The 17,995-nt window shown below is 38.7% G+C and carries 20 protein-coding genes; 8 read left to right on the top strand and 12 right to left on the bottom strand.

Annotated features, from left to right (window positions below):
• Positions 1 to 79: 79 nt before the first annotated feature.
• The 5 genes from H9L23_RS18065 to H9L23_RS18045 form a co-directional block, all read right to left on the bottom strand.
• Positions 80 to 1,654, bottom strand: a complete 1,575-nt coding sequence (locus H9L23_RS18065; protein ID WP_187591682.1) for a helicase HerA-like domain-containing protein — start codon at positions 1,652 to 1,654, stop codon at positions 80 to 82.
• Between the two features lie 97 nt (positions 1,655 to 1,751).
• On the bottom strand, positions 1,752 to 2,054 hold the full coding sequence (locus tag H9L23_RS18060) for a chaperone modulator CbpM (RefSeq protein WP_187591681.1): 303 nt from the start codon (positions 2,052 to 2,054) through the stop codon (positions 1,752 to 1,754).
• 5 nt (positions 2,055 to 2,059) lie between these two features.
• The gene (locus tag H9L23_RS18055) at positions 2,060 to 2,959 is read right to left on the bottom strand and encodes a DnaJ C-terminal domain-containing protein (protein WP_187591680.1); all 900 of its coding nucleotides are present in this window, start codon (positions 2,957 to 2,959) and stop codon (positions 2,060 to 2,062) included.
• Between the two features lie 643 nt (positions 2,960 to 3,602).
• Positions 3,603 to 6,020 carry an alpha/beta hydrolase family protein gene (locus H9L23_RS18050; protein ID WP_187591679.1) on the bottom strand — a complete coding sequence of 806 codons (2,418 nt, stop codon included), beginning with the start codon at positions 6,018 to 6,020 and terminating at the stop codon, positions 3,603 to 3,605.
• Between the two features lie 423 nt (positions 6,021 to 6,443).
• Positions 6,444 to 6,860 (bottom strand): DUF1801 domain-containing protein, encoded by a 417-nt coding sequence (locus H9L23_RS18045; RefSeq protein ID WP_187591678.1) that lies wholly within the window; start codon positions 6,858 to 6,860, stop codon positions 6,444 to 6,446.
• A gap of 212 nt (positions 6,861 to 7,072) precedes the next feature.
• On the opposite strand from H9L23_RS18045, the gene H9L23_RS18040 reads away from it, so the two are divergent.
• From H9L23_RS18040 to H9L23_RS18020, 5 genes are all read left to right on the top strand, one after another.
• Entirely contained in the window at positions 7,073 to 8,137 is a 1,065-nt protein-coding gene (locus H9L23_RS18040) for a Gfo/Idh/MocA family protein (protein ID WP_246474732.1), read from the top strand.
• Positions 8,138 to 8,473: 336 nt separating this feature from the next.
• Complete coding sequence (locus H9L23_RS18035) at positions 8,474 to 9,550, top strand: PAS domain-containing sensor histidine kinase (protein WP_187591677.1); 1,077 nt, start codon at positions 8,474 to 8,476, stop codon at positions 9,548 to 9,550.
• A gap of 40 nt (positions 9,551 to 9,590) precedes the next feature.
• Positions 9,591 to 10,241 (top strand): response regulator, encoded by a 651-nt coding sequence (locus tag H9L23_RS18030; RefSeq protein WP_187591676.1) that lies wholly within the window; start codon positions 9,591 to 9,593, stop codon positions 10,239 to 10,241.
• Between the two features lie 123 nt (positions 10,242 to 10,364).
• The gene (locus H9L23_RS18025; protein WP_187591675.1) at positions 10,365 to 10,883 is read left to right on the top strand and encodes an RNA polymerase sigma factor; all 519 of its coding nucleotides are present in this window, start codon (positions 10,365 to 10,367) and stop codon (positions 10,881 to 10,883) included.
• 71 nt (positions 10,884 to 10,954) lie between these two features.
• On the top strand, positions 10,955 to 11,320 hold the full coding sequence (locus H9L23_RS18020; protein WP_187591674.1) for a response regulator: 366 nt from the start codon (positions 10,955 to 10,957) through the stop codon (positions 11,318 to 11,320).
• A 154-nt stretch (positions 11,321 to 11,474) separates the two neighbouring features.
• Here H9L23_RS18020 and H9L23_RS18015 read toward each other — a convergent pair whose 3' ends face one another.
• Positions 11,475 to 11,969, bottom strand: coding sequence for a hypothetical protein (locus H9L23_RS18015; RefSeq protein WP_187591673.1), 495 nt, complete (start codon positions 11,967 to 11,969; stop codon positions 11,475 to 11,477).
• Positions 11,959 to 12,414 (bottom strand): sigma-70 family RNA polymerase sigma factor, encoded by a 456-nt coding sequence (locus H9L23_RS18010; RefSeq protein WP_187591672.1) that lies wholly within the window; start codon positions 12,412 to 12,414, stop codon positions 11,959 to 11,961. The genes H9L23_RS18015 and H9L23_RS18010 overlap by 11 nt, the downstream gene beginning before the upstream one ends.
• 166 nt (positions 12,415 to 12,580) lie before the next feature.
• Between H9L23_RS18010 and xth the strand changes: the two genes are divergently transcribed.
• A complete protein-coding gene (gene xth / locus H9L23_RS18005; RefSeq protein WP_187591671.1) occupies positions 12,581 to 13,357 on the top strand; it encodes an exodeoxyribonuclease III in 777 nt (258 codons plus the stop codon).
• Here xth and H9L23_RS18000 read toward each other — a convergent pair whose 3' ends face one another.
• Both H9L23_RS18000 and gpmA read right to left on the bottom strand, forming a co-directional pair.
• The gene (locus H9L23_RS18000; RefSeq protein WP_187591670.1) at positions 13,358 to 13,768 is read right to left on the bottom strand and encodes a PAS domain-containing protein; all 411 of its coding nucleotides are present in this window, start codon (positions 13,766 to 13,768) and stop codon (positions 13,358 to 13,360) included.
• A 124-nt stretch (positions 13,769 to 13,892) separates the two neighbouring features.
• Entirely contained in the window at positions 13,893 to 14,582 is a 690-nt protein-coding gene (gene gpmA, locus H9L23_RS17995; protein WP_187591669.1) for a 2,3-diphosphoglycerate-dependent phosphoglycerate mutase, read from the bottom strand.
• Positions 14,583 to 14,720: 138 nt separating this feature from the next.
• On the opposite strand from gpmA, the gene H9L23_RS17990 reads away from it, so the two are divergent.
• Together H9L23_RS17990 and H9L23_RS17985 are read left to right on the top strand one after the other, a co-directional pair.
• Positions 14,721 to 15,239, top strand: coding sequence for a helix-turn-helix domain-containing protein (locus H9L23_RS17990; RefSeq protein WP_187591635.1), 519 nt, complete (start codon positions 14,721 to 14,723; stop codon positions 15,237 to 15,239).
• Positions 15,176 to 16,081, top strand: a complete 906-nt coding sequence (locus tag H9L23_RS17985; protein ID WP_187595431.1) for an IS3 family transposase — start codon at positions 15,176 to 15,178, stop codon at positions 16,079 to 16,081. The genes H9L23_RS17990 and H9L23_RS17985 overlap by 64 nt, the downstream gene beginning before the upstream one ends.
• A gap of 67 nt (positions 16,082 to 16,148) precedes the next feature.
• Here the strand turns inward: H9L23_RS17985 and H9L23_RS17980 are convergent, their stop codons facing one another.
• Genes H9L23_RS17980 through H9L23_RS17970 form a run of 3 tightly spaced genes read right to left on the bottom strand, consistent with a single transcriptional unit; the run spans position 16,149 to position 17,995 of the window.
• Positions 16,149 to 16,409, bottom strand: a complete 261-nt coding sequence (locus H9L23_RS17980; protein ID WP_187591668.1) for a hypothetical protein — start codon at positions 16,407 to 16,409, stop codon at positions 16,149 to 16,151.
• Positions 16,409 to 17,524 carry a M42 family metallopeptidase gene (locus H9L23_RS17975; RefSeq protein WP_187591667.1) on the bottom strand — a complete coding sequence of 372 codons (1,116 nt, stop codon included), beginning with the start codon at positions 17,522 to 17,524 and terminating at the stop codon, positions 16,409 to 16,411. Before H9L23_RS17975 ends, H9L23_RS17980 begins: the two co-directional genes overlap by 1 nt.
• Positions 17,525 to 17,581: 57 nt before the next feature.
• The gene (locus H9L23_RS17970; RefSeq protein ID WP_246474731.1) at positions 17,582 to 17,995 is read right to left on the bottom strand and encodes a GNAT family N-acetyltransferase; all 414 of its coding nucleotides are present in this window, start codon (positions 17,993 to 17,995) and stop codon (positions 17,582 to 17,584) included.

The raw sequence follows: 17,995 nt of genomic DNA, 5'->3' as shown, positions 1-17,995 counted from the left end.
GAACAATCGATTCACCATCTTGGTTTCATCTTGCGAAATTAATTATTTGAGCGTTCTATTATGTTAATTATTAAGTTTTTTAAAAGCCAAAAAGTCCGCCGCCGGTTTTCGACCGTGTTTTTTTTCCGGTAAGCATGCCAAATATACCGCGGACAATTTCTTTACCGATCTGGCGGGTAATGGTTGCGCCCATTACCTGTTCAACCAGGCTTTTTTCGCCGGGTTTAGGTTTGCTTTCCTGTTCAGCCTGTTTTTGGGCTTCGGCTTCTTGTTTTTGCTGTTCTAAAGCAGCAGTTTGATCGTTAATGCGTTTGGTTAAAATTTCGTAGGCACTTTCCGGATCGATTGCATCTTTATATTTGGTATACATCGGACTGGCGTGAACCACCTGATCGAAATCAGCAGCAGTTAACGGACCCATAACGGCCCTGGGTGGGGTAAGCATGGTTGCTGAAACCTCTGTTGGGATACCTTTTTCATTGAGTACGGTAACTAAAGCCTGTCCGGTTCCTAATGAAGTTAATATTTTATCAATCTCGTAAAAATCTGATTTTGGATAAGTATTCACTGTCTTTTTCAAAGCATCTACATCATTTGGGGTAAACGCCCTTAATGCATGCTGTACGCGGTTACCCAGTTGTCCTAAAACACTTTCAGGAACGTCACTCGGTGCCTGTGTACAAAAGAAAACGCCAATGCCTTTTGAGCGGATTAACCTGATAATGGTTTCTATCTGTTCTAAAAATGCTTTTGATGAGTTTTTAAACAATAAATGTGCTTCATCAAAAAAGAACACGAGTTTTGGCTTATCTAAGTCGCCAACCTCTGGCATAGTATTAAATAACTCGGCCAGCAGGCTGAGTAAAAAAGTTGAGTACAATACAGGCTGGTTCTGAACATCGGCAATATTTAACAAGCTAATGGTGCCTTTGCCATCAACCCGCTCGAAAAGATCTTCTATATCAAATGATTTTTCGCCAAACATACCGCCTAATCCCTGCTGCTCTATGGCAACTATTTTTCTAAGCATGGTACCCGATGTAGCTGTTGAAATACTGCCATAACTGCTTTTAATTTCGGCAGCACCAGCACCTTCCGACAGGTAAGAAACCAGTTTTTTTAAATCGTTTAAATCAATGATTGGCATTTTGTTATCGTCGGCATATTTAAAAATAACCGCCATAACACCTGCCTGTGTATCGTTTAGATCTAAAATTTTTGATAAAAGGGTAGGGCCAAACTCGAGGACTGTTGCGCGCATCTGTGAACCCGTTTTACCCGAAAGGGAGTAAATCTCAATAGGGAAACCGGTTGGCGAGAAAGTTTTATTGAGCTGCTTCGCCCTTTCCTCAATTTTAGGGTTAACTGAACCGGGTTGGTTCAAGCCAGATAAATCGCCTTTCACATCTAACATAAAAACGGGAACTCCGGCATCCGACAGCTGTTCGGCCAGCAATTGTAGCGTACGCGTTTTACCTGTCCCTGTAGCTCCGGCAATCAGGCCGTGTCTGTTCATCATTTTTAATGATAAATTAACTTCAGCCTCGCTGTAAACCTGTCCGTCTAAAATTCCGGCGCCTAAATAAATGTACGAGCCCGTTGGGGCATAGGATGATTTTATTTTTTCGATGAATTTTGAAGAAAGATCGCTCATTTTTTAAAATTAGATTGCCAATTTAAGAAAGATATCTTAAAAAGATAGTGTTTTATTAGCCACTTTTTATGCAAAATACTGCACAAACGGTTGTTTATTAATGCTTGTTAAGTTGTTTATAATAATTTAACTCGTTACGCAAGGCAGTCATTTCTTCCTGCATATTCTGTAGCTGACTTAACAAATGTGAAACGGCATGAATGCCCTCTAAATTAATTTCGAGGTCTTGCGCCAGTCGGAGATACTGCTCCAATTTAGATAACTCATCAATAGGTAAAAAAACAGATTGTTTTTTAATGGTCGTATGGATCAATCCAAAATCTTCGAGTGATTGGATGAAATTAATTTCCACCTGATGATAAGCACAGATTTCTTCTACTGATATTAAATTGGTTTCCATAATGGTTAGAATTTGGAAAGTTTTTCGAATAGTTCTTTTTGCTCAGGGTTTAAGTTGGTTGGTAATTTTACCAGCCATTTAATGTATAGATCGCCAAACTGGTTTTCTTTTTTATAAACAGGAAATCCTTTACCTTTTAAGCGCAGGGTAGCGTCAGGTTGTGTACCTTCCGGTACTTTAAGTTTTACCTTGCCGTTAAGTGTTTCTACAATTTTTTCTCCTCCTAAAACAGCGGTGTACAGGTCTATTTCTTCCTGAATATAAATGTCGTTTCCTTTGCGTTTAAATTTAGGATCATCGCTGATGTTAAACTTGATAAACAGATCGCCTGGAGGGCCATTGTTAACACCTGCTGCACCGTAACCAGGCAATTTAATCTTTTGTCCGTTTTCTACCCCTGCCGGAATGGTAATGCGTACCTGTTTACCATTAACAGTTAAGGTTTGTTTATGAGTGGTATAGGCATCGAGCAGGTTTAACTGTAAATCGGCATTATAATCCTGACCTTTGAAAGGCGAATTCCGGCTGCTTCTGCCACCGCCTCCGCCAAACATGGAGGAAAAGAAATCGGAAAAATCATCTCCACTAAAACCACCTGAATAACTGCTGCCTCCTCCATAGCCTCCACCTTGCGATTGGTATTGCCTTTGCTGCTGCTGCTGAGCATCTAACTGATCGGCATGCTGCCAATCTTTACCATATTTATCGTATTTCTTTCTTTTCTCCGGATCGCTCAACACTTCGTTGGCCTCATTAATCTGTTGGAATTTTTTATTGGCTTCTTCGTTGTTGGGATTAAGATCGGGGTGGTGTTTTCTGGCTAATTTTCTATAAGCTTTTTTAATATCCTCTGCTGTTGCATCTTTCTTTAAATCGAGGATTTTATAATAGTCTATGTAGTCCATATTGGCTTAACAAATAAGTAAAGGTAATGTTCAGTTTAATGGAATAAATGTAAGGTTTTAATGTGTAAATGTGTATAAGGCTAGGGGCAAACAATATATAGCCGGAGGTTTCCATCTGATTTATAGATGAAGTTAATTATCCGGATTTTGTAAGGATAGTGCGAAAGCGAGATCTGTAAACAACACCCTTATTATTTATAATGATTCAAAGCTGCACCATGCAGGAAGCTTTCAAAGTTACTTTGATGGTCGCTGCATACTGCGGGAAGCTTTCAAAGTTACTTTGGTTGGTCGCTGCACACTGCGGGAAGCTTTCAAAGTTACTTTGATCGGTCGCTGCATACTGCGGGAAGCTTTCAAAGTAACTTTGATCAGTCGCTGCACACTGCTTGAAACTTTCAAAGTAACTTTGATTAAATTTTACGCCAAAATAATTGATTGTGCGGTTATCTATTAATATCTGAGTGTTTCATACGCCTGGAATTGAACGATGGTATTTATCAAAAAATAAAAAAATCAAGTAATTGAACTATTTGTCTATCTGTGCCAGATAGAATATTTCTGATACCATGGAAAGCGTGTTCTTTAAACAAAAAAAGTGCTTCAATTTGAAGCACTTTAATCGATAAAGGTAGAGAGAAATTTATTTTTTGTTTTTCACATATTTTTCTAACCACTGGTCTTGTTCCCAAAGCATGTGCAATAAGTTTTCTTTACCGCGGTAACTGTGAGCTTCGTAAGGTAAAAATACAAAACGGGTAGTACCGCCTGCTCCTTTTATAGCGTTGAACAAACGTTCGCTATTGATCGGGAATGTACCCGGGTTATCGTCAGAATCGCCGTGGATTAACAATATCGGGGTTTTAATTTTATCAGCATAACTAAATGGGCTCATTTCGTAATACAATTGAGGCGCCTGCCAGTAAGTACGTTCTTCGTTTTGGAAACCAAATGGCGTTAAAGTGCGGTTATAAGCACCACTACGGGCAATACCTGCAGCAAAAAGGTTGGTATGCGCCAATAAATTCGCTGTCATAAAGGCACCATAACTGTGACCGCCAACAGCCATACGTTTTTTATCGCCAACACCTAAAGCCGATAATTTATTAATGGCTGCTTCGGCATTTAACTGTAACTGATCCACAAAAGTATCGTTTGGTTTTTTACCGTCTTTAGCTACAATTGGCATTTCGGCATTATCTAAAACGGCATAACCACGGGTTACCCAAAAAATAGGAGAGGCCCAGCTGATGGTGGTAAATTTATCTTTCGATCCACGGATCTGTGCGGCATCGGCAGCAGAGTTAAACTCGCGCGGGTAGGCCCAGATTAAGGTCGGCAATGGTCCGTCTTTATCTTTATTATATCCTTTTGGTAAATACAGATCACCTGTTAAATCAACCCCATCGGCACGTTTATAAGAAATTTTCTCTTTGGTAATGCCTTCCAGTGATGGATAGGGATTGGTGAAATTGGTAATCGGCTGATCGGCAATACGCAGCACCAGGTTTTTGATAAAGTAATTCGGAACCAGTTTCTGACTTTCTTTACGGGTAAGCAAAACCAGTTTATCAGGATTGATCACATCACTTACATATTCGAAAGTACCCTCGGCACTGCGCCAGATAATTTCATTTTTTTTCGTAGTTAGGTCGAACTTAGCTAAGAAAGGCAAATCTCCTTTTTCTGATGAACCCACAATATTGTTCATCAATAGTTTGGTGCCATTATCAACAGTTTTAATCACCTGGCGGCCGTATTTATTTTTAACGGTAACGGGCGAGCCTGGATTGCCATACGCATCAGTTTGGTTACGGCTGTATAATTCTTCAACCGCTCCGGTCGACGGGTTATAACGGCTTACTTTGCTGGTTTGTTTGCTACGTAAGCCTTCCATAATAAGGGCCAGGTTGGCATCACCCCATTGTACACCACGGTAACGGGTTTGTGTTTTGAATAATTCTTTTTCAGTTCCTGTAAAAGGGGCGCTTAATGCATAAACCGCATCGTGAAAAGGAACATCTTTTTTGATCAGGCCGCTATCTAAAGGTTTGCTCCAAACCAATGTGGCAGGTTCATCATCGCGCCAATCGAAACCACGGGCTACATTTTGTGTATTATCATAACCTGATGGCGTACCTTCTGATGATGGCAGCTCGGCAATAACTTTGATGGTTTTACCTGTTAAATCGGTAATGCTTACGGTTGATGGAAAGCCATAAGCCGAAACAAGGTAAGAAAAAGGCTTGCGGATGGTTTCTACCATCATATAACTTTTATCAGGCGATAAATTGGTTAAGCCATAAATGGCCGGTTTGCCGATTGGTGTTTCAACCCCAGCCGTATTTTTAACCAGTTGTGAAGTAGCAAAAAACTCAAACAACTGTTCGTCGAAAGGTGATTTAATTAAATCCTGATAAGTAACACTTGGTGCGGCTTTACCTAAATTCTGCTGGATGGTTGGCCCTTTTGGCATCAAAGGTTTTGTAGGTGCGGCACTGGCAGGTTTGGTTACTGTACGGTAAATAATGGTATTATCATTTAACCAGGTAAGTCCACTGCCCAAAACTACGTTTAAGAAAGCTTTATTGGCTTTTGTTGCTTTTTTGGTAGCCAGATCGATAATGTAAAGATCTACTCCTTTTTGTGTGGTGTTGGTAAAAGCAATTTTGTTTTCTGAAGGGTTCCAGCTGATATTACCTGCAAATAACGGAGTTGGCAAACCAGCAACCTGAAAACTCTGGTTAGATTTAATATTTTTAAGACTAAAATTATTGATATAGGTCTGTCTGCTGGGCGAATAGTTATTGGGGTTTAACCTTAAACCCGCAATGCGGTACTCGGGCATTGCTAATTCTTCTACCGAAGGGTAGGAATTACGCTCGCTGAACAAGATCCATTCAGCCTTGCCGTCAATGCTCACGCCGGGTGTTGGCTTTGCTAGTAGCAGATCAGCAATTTCTTTAGGTGGTGTTTGATAGCTTATGGCATCCTGGGCTGCAGCGCTTAACGATGCACATGTGCCAGCTATTAATAAATAGAGGTGTAATTTTTTAATCATTTCCGGTTTTTTATTCGAAATAAGGAATGATCAAATATTGGAAAATTTAACTTATTGTAGCGTAACTTCTTATTTACATGGTAATCGCGACCGTCACCCTGAAGTTGTTTCAAGGTCTTTCATGCAAGAAAGAGAAGACACTTCAGCTCCGGTCTGATTGGCAGGCCACCTGTAGGATTTAACCAAAAGCCACGAAGTCACAAAGATAACCACAGCGTTTGAATAGATGTAGAGCCTTCAGTAAATGCAAAGCGGAAATATTCCGTGCTAATCTGTGCATCCGTGGCAATTAAATAATTGTAAAAAAAAATACATGTGGGTCTTAGCGAGACGCTAAGACCAGTAACTAGGTATTATCTAATATATGGAGCGTTACATTTTTGTACTATAAACCTCGGACCCCGGTCTCCTGACTTTTCGGACTTACGGATATAAACTACTAATCCTCGCAACAGAATTCGTAACCATTTCTTTTAACACCTCCACATCGATATCGCTCATTTTTTTTACGTACACGCATGCTTTAGCGGTTTTGTGTTTTCCGAATTTAGCCAGCAGTTGTTCCCGGTTTTTAAACTCAGATGAGAAGTATAGGGCTATGGCATCTTTCCGTGGCGAAAAACCAACTAAAGGTGCATCGCCTTCTCTGCCGCTTTCGTATTTATAATGGTAGCTGCCAAAACCAACAATGGCCGTTCCCCACATTTTCGCTTTAAAACCTGTGGTTTCAGCAATAATATCCGAAAGACTAAAACAATCTTTCCGTTTGGTTTCGTCGGTTACCGTATTTAGAAAATCGGTTACACTTAAATCGTTTTCTGTGGTTTTATTCTGGGCCATATTTTTTGATGATGAATATAAGATTTAAAGCCGCATTGGTCAACAGCTTTCAATTCTTCACTTTGTAATATTTTTAAGTGTTAGCCTTAAGCCTTTTATAAATTTATAATTTGTAAACAACAATTTAGAAAAACAGCATGATGACAGTTAACAATAAAATGAAATACTTTTGCCGCTTCAATATTTTGATCGTTTGCTTTTTACTCTCGTTTATGAATAGTAAGGCACAGCAAAAATTAAATGTAGCTATAGCCGGCTTAAACCATGATCATGTTTATCTGATTATGAACAGCTACCAAAAAGCTGAAGTTAACATCATTGGCATTGCCGAAAGTAACCCTGAACTGGTTAACCGGTTTAAAACGCGTTATAAGATACCTGACAGTATATTTTATAATAACCTGCCCGATTTATTAAAGAAAAAGAAACCTGATGTGGTGCTGGCCTATAATGCCATCAGCGATCATTTAGCAGTGGTAGAAGCTGCGGCTCCACTAGGCATATCGGTGATGGTAGAAAAACCTTTGGCCATTTCGGTTAAGCAGGCAGAACGGATGGCAGAATTGGCTAAACAGTATAAAGTACACATACTAACCAATTACGAAACCACCTGGTATCCGAGCAATCAGGAGATTTATAAAAATGTAAAAGAAAGCAATACCATCGGCGCACTCAGAAAAATGATTGTACACGATGGGCACCAGGGACCAAAAGAAATTGGCGTGAGCAAAGAATTTTTAAGCTGGTTAACCGACCCTGATAAAAATGGAGCAGGTGCGCTGGTCGATTTTGGCTGTTACGGTGCTAATTTAATGACCTGGTTAATGGATAACAAAGCCCCAATTTCTGTTACCGCCATCACCCATCAAATTAAAAAAGAGGTGTATCCTAAAGTAGATGACGATGCAACTATTTTATTGGAATACCCAAATGCAACAGGGATTATTGAAGCCTCGTGGAACTGGCCCTTTAGTATTAAGGATATGGAAGTATTTGGCGAAACTGGATATATGCAGGCCATTAATGAGAAAAACATAAGGGCAAGACAAAATAATAAAGATGGTTATGAAATCTATCCGGCCAAAACTTTAGCACCCACTTACGCCAATCATTTAAACTATTTATCTGCCATTTTAAAAGGAGAAATCAAACCTGAAAATAACCTTTCCTCTTTGGAGAATAATTTAATTGTGGTGAGAATTTTAGAGGCTGCAAAAATTTCGGCTAAAACGGGTAAAAAAGTGATGTTAAAACAGGCTGGCCCCAAAACAAAATAGCCACCTTAATGATGGCTATTGGTAAAAGATTTTTATCTTTTTTTATGGTGTGCCTGCCCTCCGCGGATCTCCCGCTCACAGGACTTTTTTGTCTTTCCTTTATGCATAACAATTTAGGCAATACTTGGTTTTATTCTGCAAAATAATTTTACACATCGTGTGGAAAATGTTAATATCTCTTAAAAATTTAAAAAATGAGGGTAAAAAGGCTAAATCCCACCCTGATTCTACCTGATTTTTTTATCAAAAACTTTTTTGGGTATTAAATGTTTGTGATTTGGTTGCTCCACAGGGTATCGTTAACCTTCCATATCGAAAATTATCAAATACAAAATCATGGTCGAATTAAATAATGAGCTTTTTTGTGCACTAGGCGATTTGTCTGCTGACGGATATTTTATTTTTGAACCTCAACAGCAAAAATTTTTATACCTGAACAAGTCCTTTGGCGACATTTGGGAATTGGAAACAGATCAGATTTTTGATCATTCGCAGATTCTTTTAAAGCAGGTACACCCTGAAGATTTAGCACATGTAATTTCCTGTTACGAAGAGTGTTTGGAGGATGGCAAAGAAAAAAAATACGAATTCCGTTTGTTATTTGCCGGTAGAGAGAAATATGTGCGCATTATTGTTTTTGCGGTTCAGGATAAGGCCAATAAGCGTTTAATCGGTACAGTAGAAGATACTACGGTGGCAAGGCATAACAAAATCCACATCGAACAGATCAATGCCCGTAAAAACATCACCCTGGAAGTATTGGCACACGACTTAAAAGAACCTCTGGGCATGATGAAGTTAACTGCTTCATCAATGGAAGATAGTATAGCGCAAACGGGTGATGAGCAGATGATGAATTCGCTTTCTTTTATAAAAGACATGTGCGAACGTAATTTACTGCTGGTGAGAAGTATGATTAACAGGGAATTTTTAAAATCATCAGTAGTAGAGATTGGTAAAGAAAGGGCCGACCTGGTATGGGAACTTAGAGATGTAGTTCGTTTTTACAAACGGTCTAAATTGGGAAAAGTCAAAAATATCAAGTTTACCAGTTCGGCAGAACAGATTTACCTGCATTTAGATAGCATGAAATTTCTTCAGGTGATTAATAATTTAATTTCGAATGCACTGAAGTTTACTGATGATAATGGTTACATTGGCCTACATGCCGAAGAGTTGGAAAACACGGTGCTGATTACCGTAACCGACAATGGAATAGGAATCCCGGATGAGTTACAGCCTGGTCTTTTTGATCATTTACCAGAAACGTTGAGGCCCGGTTTAAAGGGTGAAGAATCTGGCGGTTTTGGAATGGGCATTATCAAAGCAATTGTTGATTTACATCAAGGAAAAATCTGGTTTAAGAGTAAAACCGGTGTCGGAACTACCTTCTATATCGAGCTGCCAAAGTAGCCGTTTTTAATTTTAAAATACCGTAAGTTATATTTGGATTATGATTAACATTATTCTTGCGGACGATCACAATATCATCCGGACCTCTCTAAAAGTACTGATAGAAAAACACGAAGGGATTAAAGTTGTAGCAGAAGTATCGGATGGTTTAGGTGTTTTAGAACTTCTCGAAAAAGGAATAAAAGCTGATATTGTTTTATCAGATATTGTAATGCCAAACCTCGACGGGATCGGTTTGATCAGCAAAATTAAGGCAGGTGGATACGATACAAAAGTGGTGGTGCTGTCTATTTTAGATGACGAAAAATATGCTTCAAATGCCTTTATCTCAGGGGCTTTTGCTTACCTCTCAAAAGACATTGAAGAAGACGAACTGCTGTTTTGCCTACAACATGTAATGAAGGGAAAACGTTATCTTTCTTCCAATTTATGCATCGCGATATTGGAGCGTTTTAACACCGAACTCAATATGTTATCGCAAAAAACCAATGCCGAAATCAACTTTTCGGAGCGCGAAATCAATGTGCTAAAACTCATCGCAGATGGTTTAACCAACCAGGAAATTGCTGATAAATTGTACCTGAGCAGACGCACTGTGGAGAGTCAAAGGGAAGCACTGATCAATAAAACCGGCACTAAAAACTCCGCTTCGCTGGTTCGCTTTGCCATGCGGAATGGTTATATTTCATAGGTTTTTGCCTGTTTTTCGGGTCGTTTTTTACCGTTTTAAATAAACCGTAAAAAATCGGGTATTTCTACAAATAACATTGGATGATGCTATTTTGTTGAATAGATACATCAACCCTAACTGAACATGGAAACATTAAATTTCAATTGCGACATTTACCAGTACAAACAACCGCTTTTCGACCGTGCCCTAGCTTATACCCGTGATGAAGATGATGCTGCGGATTTAGTGCAGGATACCTTTATGAAAGCCTTTAGGTTTTCGGCAAAGTTCGAAATGGGCAGTAATGTAAGGGCCTGGCTTTTTACGATCTTAAAAAATACCTTCCTTAATCATTATTATAAAGTAAAGCGTAAAAATGAAATGATCCAGCAGGAAGATGACCTTACTTCTGTTCAGCTTGTGCCAAGCGCATCAGCGAATGGCGGATCGGCCAAATTTATGATGGAAGACATTCAGCGTTCTTTAAACCTTTTGCCTGAAGATTGCCGCTTTTGTTTCTGCCGTTATTTTGAAGGTTATAAATACCATGAAATTGCTGCAGAACTTGATATCCCTCTAGGAACAGTTAAAACCAAAATACACGTTGCCAGGGGACTGTTAAAAAAGATGCTTAAAAATTATAAGGACGGAATGGCTGCTTAGTATAAAAAGCGATAAGTTCAAGTATAAATACGGAGTGTTGGCTAATGAACTTACATTAGCTTTGCTCCTTAATGAGTGCGTACAAAGTAAAGAGAGTTTTTATCGTTGATGATGATGAAAGCATCCACGATATCATTAATTTAATTTTTGAGCAAGATATTGTTCATGGAGTTTTAAATGCCAATGATTTAGAGGAATCAATACTGGCATTTTCGCCTGATATTATCCTGATGGATATCCGCATGGGAGATGCCGATGGCCGCGAACTCTGCAACAAGCTAAAGGAAAATTCTAAAACAGCACATTTACCTATTCTTTTATTATCTGCTTTAAATATTGATGTCAATAATTTAGGCTGTATTCCGGATGATGTTATCGAAAAACCTTTTGATATAGGCCACCTGATTGAAAAAGTAAATCAGTTACTGGATAAATAAGACAGGGCTTAGTTATAAAAAAGGGACAGGCTAAAAGCCTATCCCATATCTAAACTCAAACATGCGCTCAAACATGAATGAATCTAACAACTAAACATTTCAGCTTAGTATTGGTTTTAAAATTCAGGTTTATTAGTGATTACTAGCTTAATTTTTACCTGATCTTTTGTTTCAGTTCTATTTTTAATTCTTTGATCTGTTCCTGCGCTTGTCTGTTCTCCAGATAAAAATAAATCGCGCTGGCCAAGAATACCTTACCTAGCACAAAAACTGCAATAAATACCCATTTCCAGGCTTTATTTATGCGCATTTGGTTTGATTCTGATTCTACCTCTATATATCTTTCCTGTTTGTTCTCCTGTTCGGGTTTATCATACCTGTACTCTGGCTCAACAGCGGTTTGTATAGCCTGGTTACGGCGCTGGATTTCGTTGATCTCATGTTCAATTTTAGCCAAAGTGCCTGCCGGTGGCTCAATGCTCATGCTTTGTGCCAGCACTTCCATGTCATATTCGAGCTGTTCCAAAGCATCTTTAAACGCCGGGTATTCTTGTTTTAGCGATAAAACTTTCTGCACCTCCTCTTCGGTGGCAATCCCCATTACATAGGTTTCCATTAAACCGCTTTCCATAATTTTATTAATTTCCACTTGCCCTCCTCATTTTATCGATTGATAATTTTAACTGATTGCGGATTTCGCTTTCATCACAGCCCATTGTTGCCGCCAGGTACGGAATTGATTTTCCATGGTAATATACCGCACAGAATATCCGTTTCTGCGAATCATCTAACAAATCTAATTTCCCCTTGTTTACTGATGGGTTAGGTTTTAACTGATGATCTTTTGCTGTAAATAAAGTTAATTTGCTTTGTGCATACTGGCGCAGTTCAAGCCAGATATTTAACTTGCTTTTTTCCTGTAAAACCACATCCTTAACAAATGAAGTGAGAATGGCAACCAGGTGGTCTTCTGATTGTTGATGGTCTTGCACAATGCCATTGATATAGCCAAGCAGCATGGGTGCATACTGATCATAAAACCAACGGATGTCTTTTGGTTCGGCAGAAGGATTGTTTAAAACTGCTTTGAACATGGGATGTTTGAACGGTTACGCTAAATGAAGTGCAAGATAACCCCAAATTTTCAAATTATCTTAATTATTTGAACAAAAAACTGCTCATTATGGCCTGGAAATAGGTTTTTAAATCAAAAAATGCAACAACCTTCTGTTTTTCGGTTTTAATGCTGAGATTTATAAAATGAAAATAGCTACCTATAATGTAAATGGTGTGAATGGCCGCTTGCCTGTGCTGTTACGTTGGCTGGAAGAAACCCAGCCTGATGTAGTGTGCCTGCAGGAATTGAAGGCTCCCGAGGAAAAATTCCCTGAACAGGCAATTAAAGATGCGGGTTATAATGCCATCTGGCATGGACAGAAAAGTTGGAACGGAGTGGCTATACTCGCCAGAAATTTAGAAATAACAGAATTAAAGCGTGGTTTAGAAGGCGATCCTGAAGACCTGCAAAGCAGGTATATAGAGGCAATTGTAAACGGTGTGGTTATTGGCTGTTTATACCTTCCAAATGGTAATCCGGCACCTGGCCCTAAGTTTGATTATAAACTGCAATGGTTTGAGCGTTTTACCGCTCATACTGCAACGTTGCTGGCGCGAAATATACCTGTGGTTTTAGCAGGAGATTATAATGTGATTCCAACTGAACTGGATGCCTATAAACCTGAAAGATGGGTTGAAGATGCTTTATTCCGTCCTGAAACACGCCTGGCATTTAAAAATTTATTGGCACAAGGCTGGACAGATGCCATAAGAAAATTATATCCTACCGAGACGATTTATACATTTTGGGATTATTTCCGCAATGCTTATGGCAGAAATGCAGGTTTAAGGATTGATCATTTTTTGCTCAGTCCTCAGGTAAGCGATCGCTTAAAATCGGCAGGAGTAGATAAGCAGGTTAGGGGATGGGAAAAAACAAGCGACCACGGACCTGTTTGGATTGAACTAAATGAACTGTAACTAAGATTGAGATTGCTTTAAACTGGTCACATCTAGAGTGGTTCCAATTAACTTTAAACTTTCGCCGTCCTGCTTAGAAAGAATTCCGTCGGCTTTAATCCAGCGGATTTCTCCATCCGGGCGGCGAATCCGGTACAGTGCATGGTAACTGCTTTTTTCGCCGGAAACGGTAAGTTCTATTTCATCCTGAACATGGTCTAAATCTTCTGGTAAGATTAAGCCTAAAAGGGTTTCATAAGCCAAAACCCCATCTGGCGGATAACCAAAATTAAGTTTGCATGATCTGGTTGAGCGGAGTATGCCTGTGGCTACACTAAATTCCCAAAAGCCCAAACCAACATGGTCGAATACGACATCCCAATGATCATCACAGATAATTGAAAGATCGATGCTTTTTTTATTTGATCTCATAAATAAGGATAAGCTAATTGTTAAAATAACAAAACAATGTAAATATAATTTTGGGTAAAATTACCTACAAACGTAATCTTGAAAGTTTTAATCAATTAGTCTCTTATGAGTTGGAGCGTTCTGATTATTCCAGGTAATAATGTCTTATTTTTTGGAGGTCGTCATCCAGTTCATAAACCAGCGGAACTCCTGTTGGGATTTCGAGTGCGGTTACTTCTTCGTTTGATAAATTATCGATGTATTTGATCAATGCCCTTAAACTATTGCCATGGGCAGATATAATTACTTTTTCATTTCTGCTAATTGCCGGTACTATACTTTCGTTCCAATAAGGCAGTACCCTTGCGATGGTATCACTTAAGTTTTCGGTTAAAGGGAGCTCCCCGGGTTTTAAAAGTTGATAACGCAGGTCATTCCCGGGGTAACGTTCATCATCTTTACTAATCTGTGGCGGCTCTTCGTCAGGATCTCTTCTCCATTTATAAACCTGGTCTGCACCATATTTTTCGGCTGTTTCTGCTTTGTTTAAGCCTTGTAATGCTCCGTAAAAACGTTCGTTTAAATGCCAGCTTTTATGTTCGGGTATCCAAAGATGATCAAGGTCTTCTAAAATAATATGAAGTGTTTTAATCGCCCGTTTTAATAAGGAGGTAAAAGCAATATCAAAATTGTAATCGTGTTTTTTTAAAATTTCACCAGCTTTTTTGGCTTCTAAATAACCAGTTTCAGATAAATCTACATCTGTCCACCCTGTAAACCGGTTTTCGAGGTTCCAAACACTTTGGCCGTGGCGAATGAGCACAATTTTCTTCATAATTGATTAAACAAATAAAGAGTGAAATGTTCTAGAAATGATTGTCGGGTAATTGTAAATAGGCCAATAAGAAAGAAGTCAAGTTTTTATAGCACATTACACTGCCCCAAAAAGTTAGACACTTTATGGGGCATTTTTATGAGTAGAAAAATTAAATACGGTTTAGAGTTAAAATTACTGTTGGTAAAACAGGCGATCAATGGAGAAGGTTCGGTTCGTGCTATTGCTAAGGAAAACCAGATTAACCATACGATTTTGGATAAATGGGTTAGTTTTTATAAAGCCTATGGAATTGAAGGATTACAATTGCAGCCACGTCAATACGATGGCGATTTTAAGTTAACAGTAATAGAAACATTAAGAACTGAAGGCTTATCTTTATACCAGGCCTGCATCAGATTCAAACTTCCTTCAGTCAGTATGCTCAGCAATTGGCAAAAGAAGTATGAAAGTGAAGGTGTGGGGGCACTTTTCAAATCATGTAGGGAAAAATTTATGGATGCACCCGATAAAAAATCTAAAAAGAATAATCCTAAACAAACCAGGGAGCAGGAGTTGGAAAAGGAAAACAATTTTTTGCGTGCCGAAAATGAATATCTAAAAAAGTTGTATGCCTTAATTCAGAAGGAAGAAGCAGAGAAAAAGAAAAAGCGCTGATCATCCAGGGATTAAGGCAGAAACACGATCTTAAAATGTTGCTACAGGCAGCAGATATGGCTAGGAGTACGTTCTATTACCACATCCAGAAAAATAAAAAAGCAGATAAATACGATCATCTTAAAATACAGATCAAGAACTTATATGACCAGCATAAGGGCAGATTAGGGTATAGACGGATGGTCTATGCCCTAAGGGAGCTGGGCTTTCATCTCAATGATAAAACAGTTCTGCGCCTCATGAAGTCGATGGGGCTGAAAAGTGTGATCAGGGTAAAGAAATATAAAACCTATAGGGGGCAGTTCGGTAAAGTGGCCGAGAATGTATTGCAGCGTAACTTTAGAGCAGATAGGCCTTTCCAAAAATGGGCAACAGATGTTACAGAGTTTAAAGTAGGCGTACAAAAGTTATATCTTTCGCCTATAATAGATCTTTTTAATGGTGAGATAATAAGTTACAAATTGTCGGAAAGGCCGAATTTTAAGCAAGTAACAGAAATGATCAAAGAAGCTTTTATACGCATACCCAAGCAACAAACAGCGCTTATCTTACATTCCGATCAGGGATGGCAGTACCAAATGAAGGCGTACCAAAAGCTCCTTCAGGAAAAAGCTGTTATACAGAGCATGTCAAGGAAGGGAAATTGCCTGGACAATGCAGTCATTGAAAACTTTTTTGGAACTATAAAATCCGAACTGTTTTACCTGAAAAAATATCAAACCATAGAAGAACTAAAAATGGAAATCAAATCTTACATAAGCTATTATAATAACGACAGGATCAGACTTAACTTAAAAGGAATGAGTCCGGTAAAGTACCGAACTCAAATGTGGAAAAATTAAATTATTTTTGTCCAAACTTCTGGGGGCAGTCCACATTGGCCATTTAAAAACTTGACTTCTTTTGAATTTAATCTTGTCTATTTCCTTTTTCGATCAATTCTCTTTGATCGGTTAAATCTTTATAATAGAAATAAGCAGTAAACCCCAAAATGAGGATAATATTGCTGATCTTGAAACTATGATCGAGCCAATAATCAAAAGGCGGAACATTGCCATTCAGACTTTGCTTAATACTAGGCCAGGAGTTTATCGTAAAAATGATAAAAACGATCAGCAAAAACTTGAGCAAAGTTCTGATGATAATTTTTTGATGATTTACTTTTTCCATTATTTAAATTCCCTGAAATCCTGCCCATCAGTAATGTTCAGTAAGCTTTCATAAATCAGGCTGATCACATTATCAACATCTTCTTTGTGTACCATTTCTACCGTAGTGTGCATATAGCGTAACGGCAAAGAAATTAATGCCGATGGTACACCACCGTTCGAATAAGCAAAAGCATCGGTATCCGTTCCGGTAGAACGTGATGAAGCCTGGCGCTGGAACGGAATATTGTTTTTCTCAGCAGTTTTGATCAATAATTTGTTCAGATTGGTTTGTACAGCAGGTGCGTAAGAAACCACCGGACCTTTGCCCGCAGCTAAATCACCCTGAATGTTTTTATTAATCATTGGGGTAGTGGTATCGTGCGTTACGTCGGTAATGATAGCCACATTTGGTTTAATGCGTTGTGCAATCATTTCTGCACCACGTAAACCGATTTCTTCCTGTACCGAGTTTACAATGTACAAACCGAATGGAAGTTTTTTCTTGTTTTCTTTTAATAAACGGGCTACTTCGGCAATCATAAAACCACCTACGCGGTTATCTAATGCGCGGCCAACATAATAACGGTCGTTTAAAACCATAAACTCATCTTCGTAGGTAATTACGCAGCCAACATGGATGCCCAGTTTTTCTACTTCTTCTTTTGAGGTGCAACCGCAATCTAAAAAGATATTTTTTAACTCAGGAGCCTGTTCTTTTTCGCCATGACGGGTATGGATAGCCGGCCAGCCAAATACGGCTTTAACCAATCCTTTTTCAGTATGGATGTTTACACGTTTCGAAGGTGCAATCTGATGGTCTGAACCACCATTGCGGATCACGTAAATTAAACCATCGCTGGTGATGTAGTTTACATACCACGAGATCTCATCTGCGTGGGCCTCAATAACCACTTTAAAATTTGCTTTTGGGTTAATCACACCAACAGCAGTACCATAATTATCGATAAAATGTTCGTCGATATAGGGTTTTAAATAATTTAACCAAAGTTTTTGTCCTTCCCACTCGTAACCGGTAGGAGCAGGGTTGTTAATGTATTCTTCAAGAAACTGTAGCGATTTTTTAGTTACTACCGGGGTGTGTTTCTTTTTTTCGTCGTCTTTTTTCTTAGCCATTTTTAATAGATATAAGATGGGAGTATTGAGATCTGACACCTCATACTCATTTTTAACTTAACTTGATAATTCTTTTTCCATGACCACAAAATCGATTCCATCTTTAAAAAAGATTTTATCGGTTTCGTGGAAGCCAAATTTAAAATAAAATTCTTTAGCATTTACACGGGCATTGCACCATAGTTTTGTTGCTTTTTGAATTTTACAAAAATCGAGTATATACTCTATCAGCTGCGAGCCTAAACCTGCTTTTTGTGCCGAAGGGAGAACAGCCAGTTTTCTGAACTGATAAACATCACCCTCATGAAAGAGTGAAACTACGCCGGTTAATTTATGATCGAGGTACAAACCAAAATGGATGCCATCAAAATCGTCTTTCAGTTTTACAATATCAAAAGGCTCGTCGGGGTACATGGTTTCGTGCCTGATCCGCCAGGTTAAAGAAGGGAATATTTGTTCAATCTGAACCAT

The sequence above is a fragment of the Pedobacter roseus genome (genome assembly GCF_014395225.1).
GTDB classification, from domain to species: Bacteria; Bacteroidota; Bacteroidia; order Sphingobacteriales; family Sphingobacteriaceae; genus Pedobacter; species Pedobacter roseus.
The sequence above is the reverse complement of the archived record's forward strand: the minus strand, read 5'-3'. Positions and strand labels throughout refer to the sequence as shown.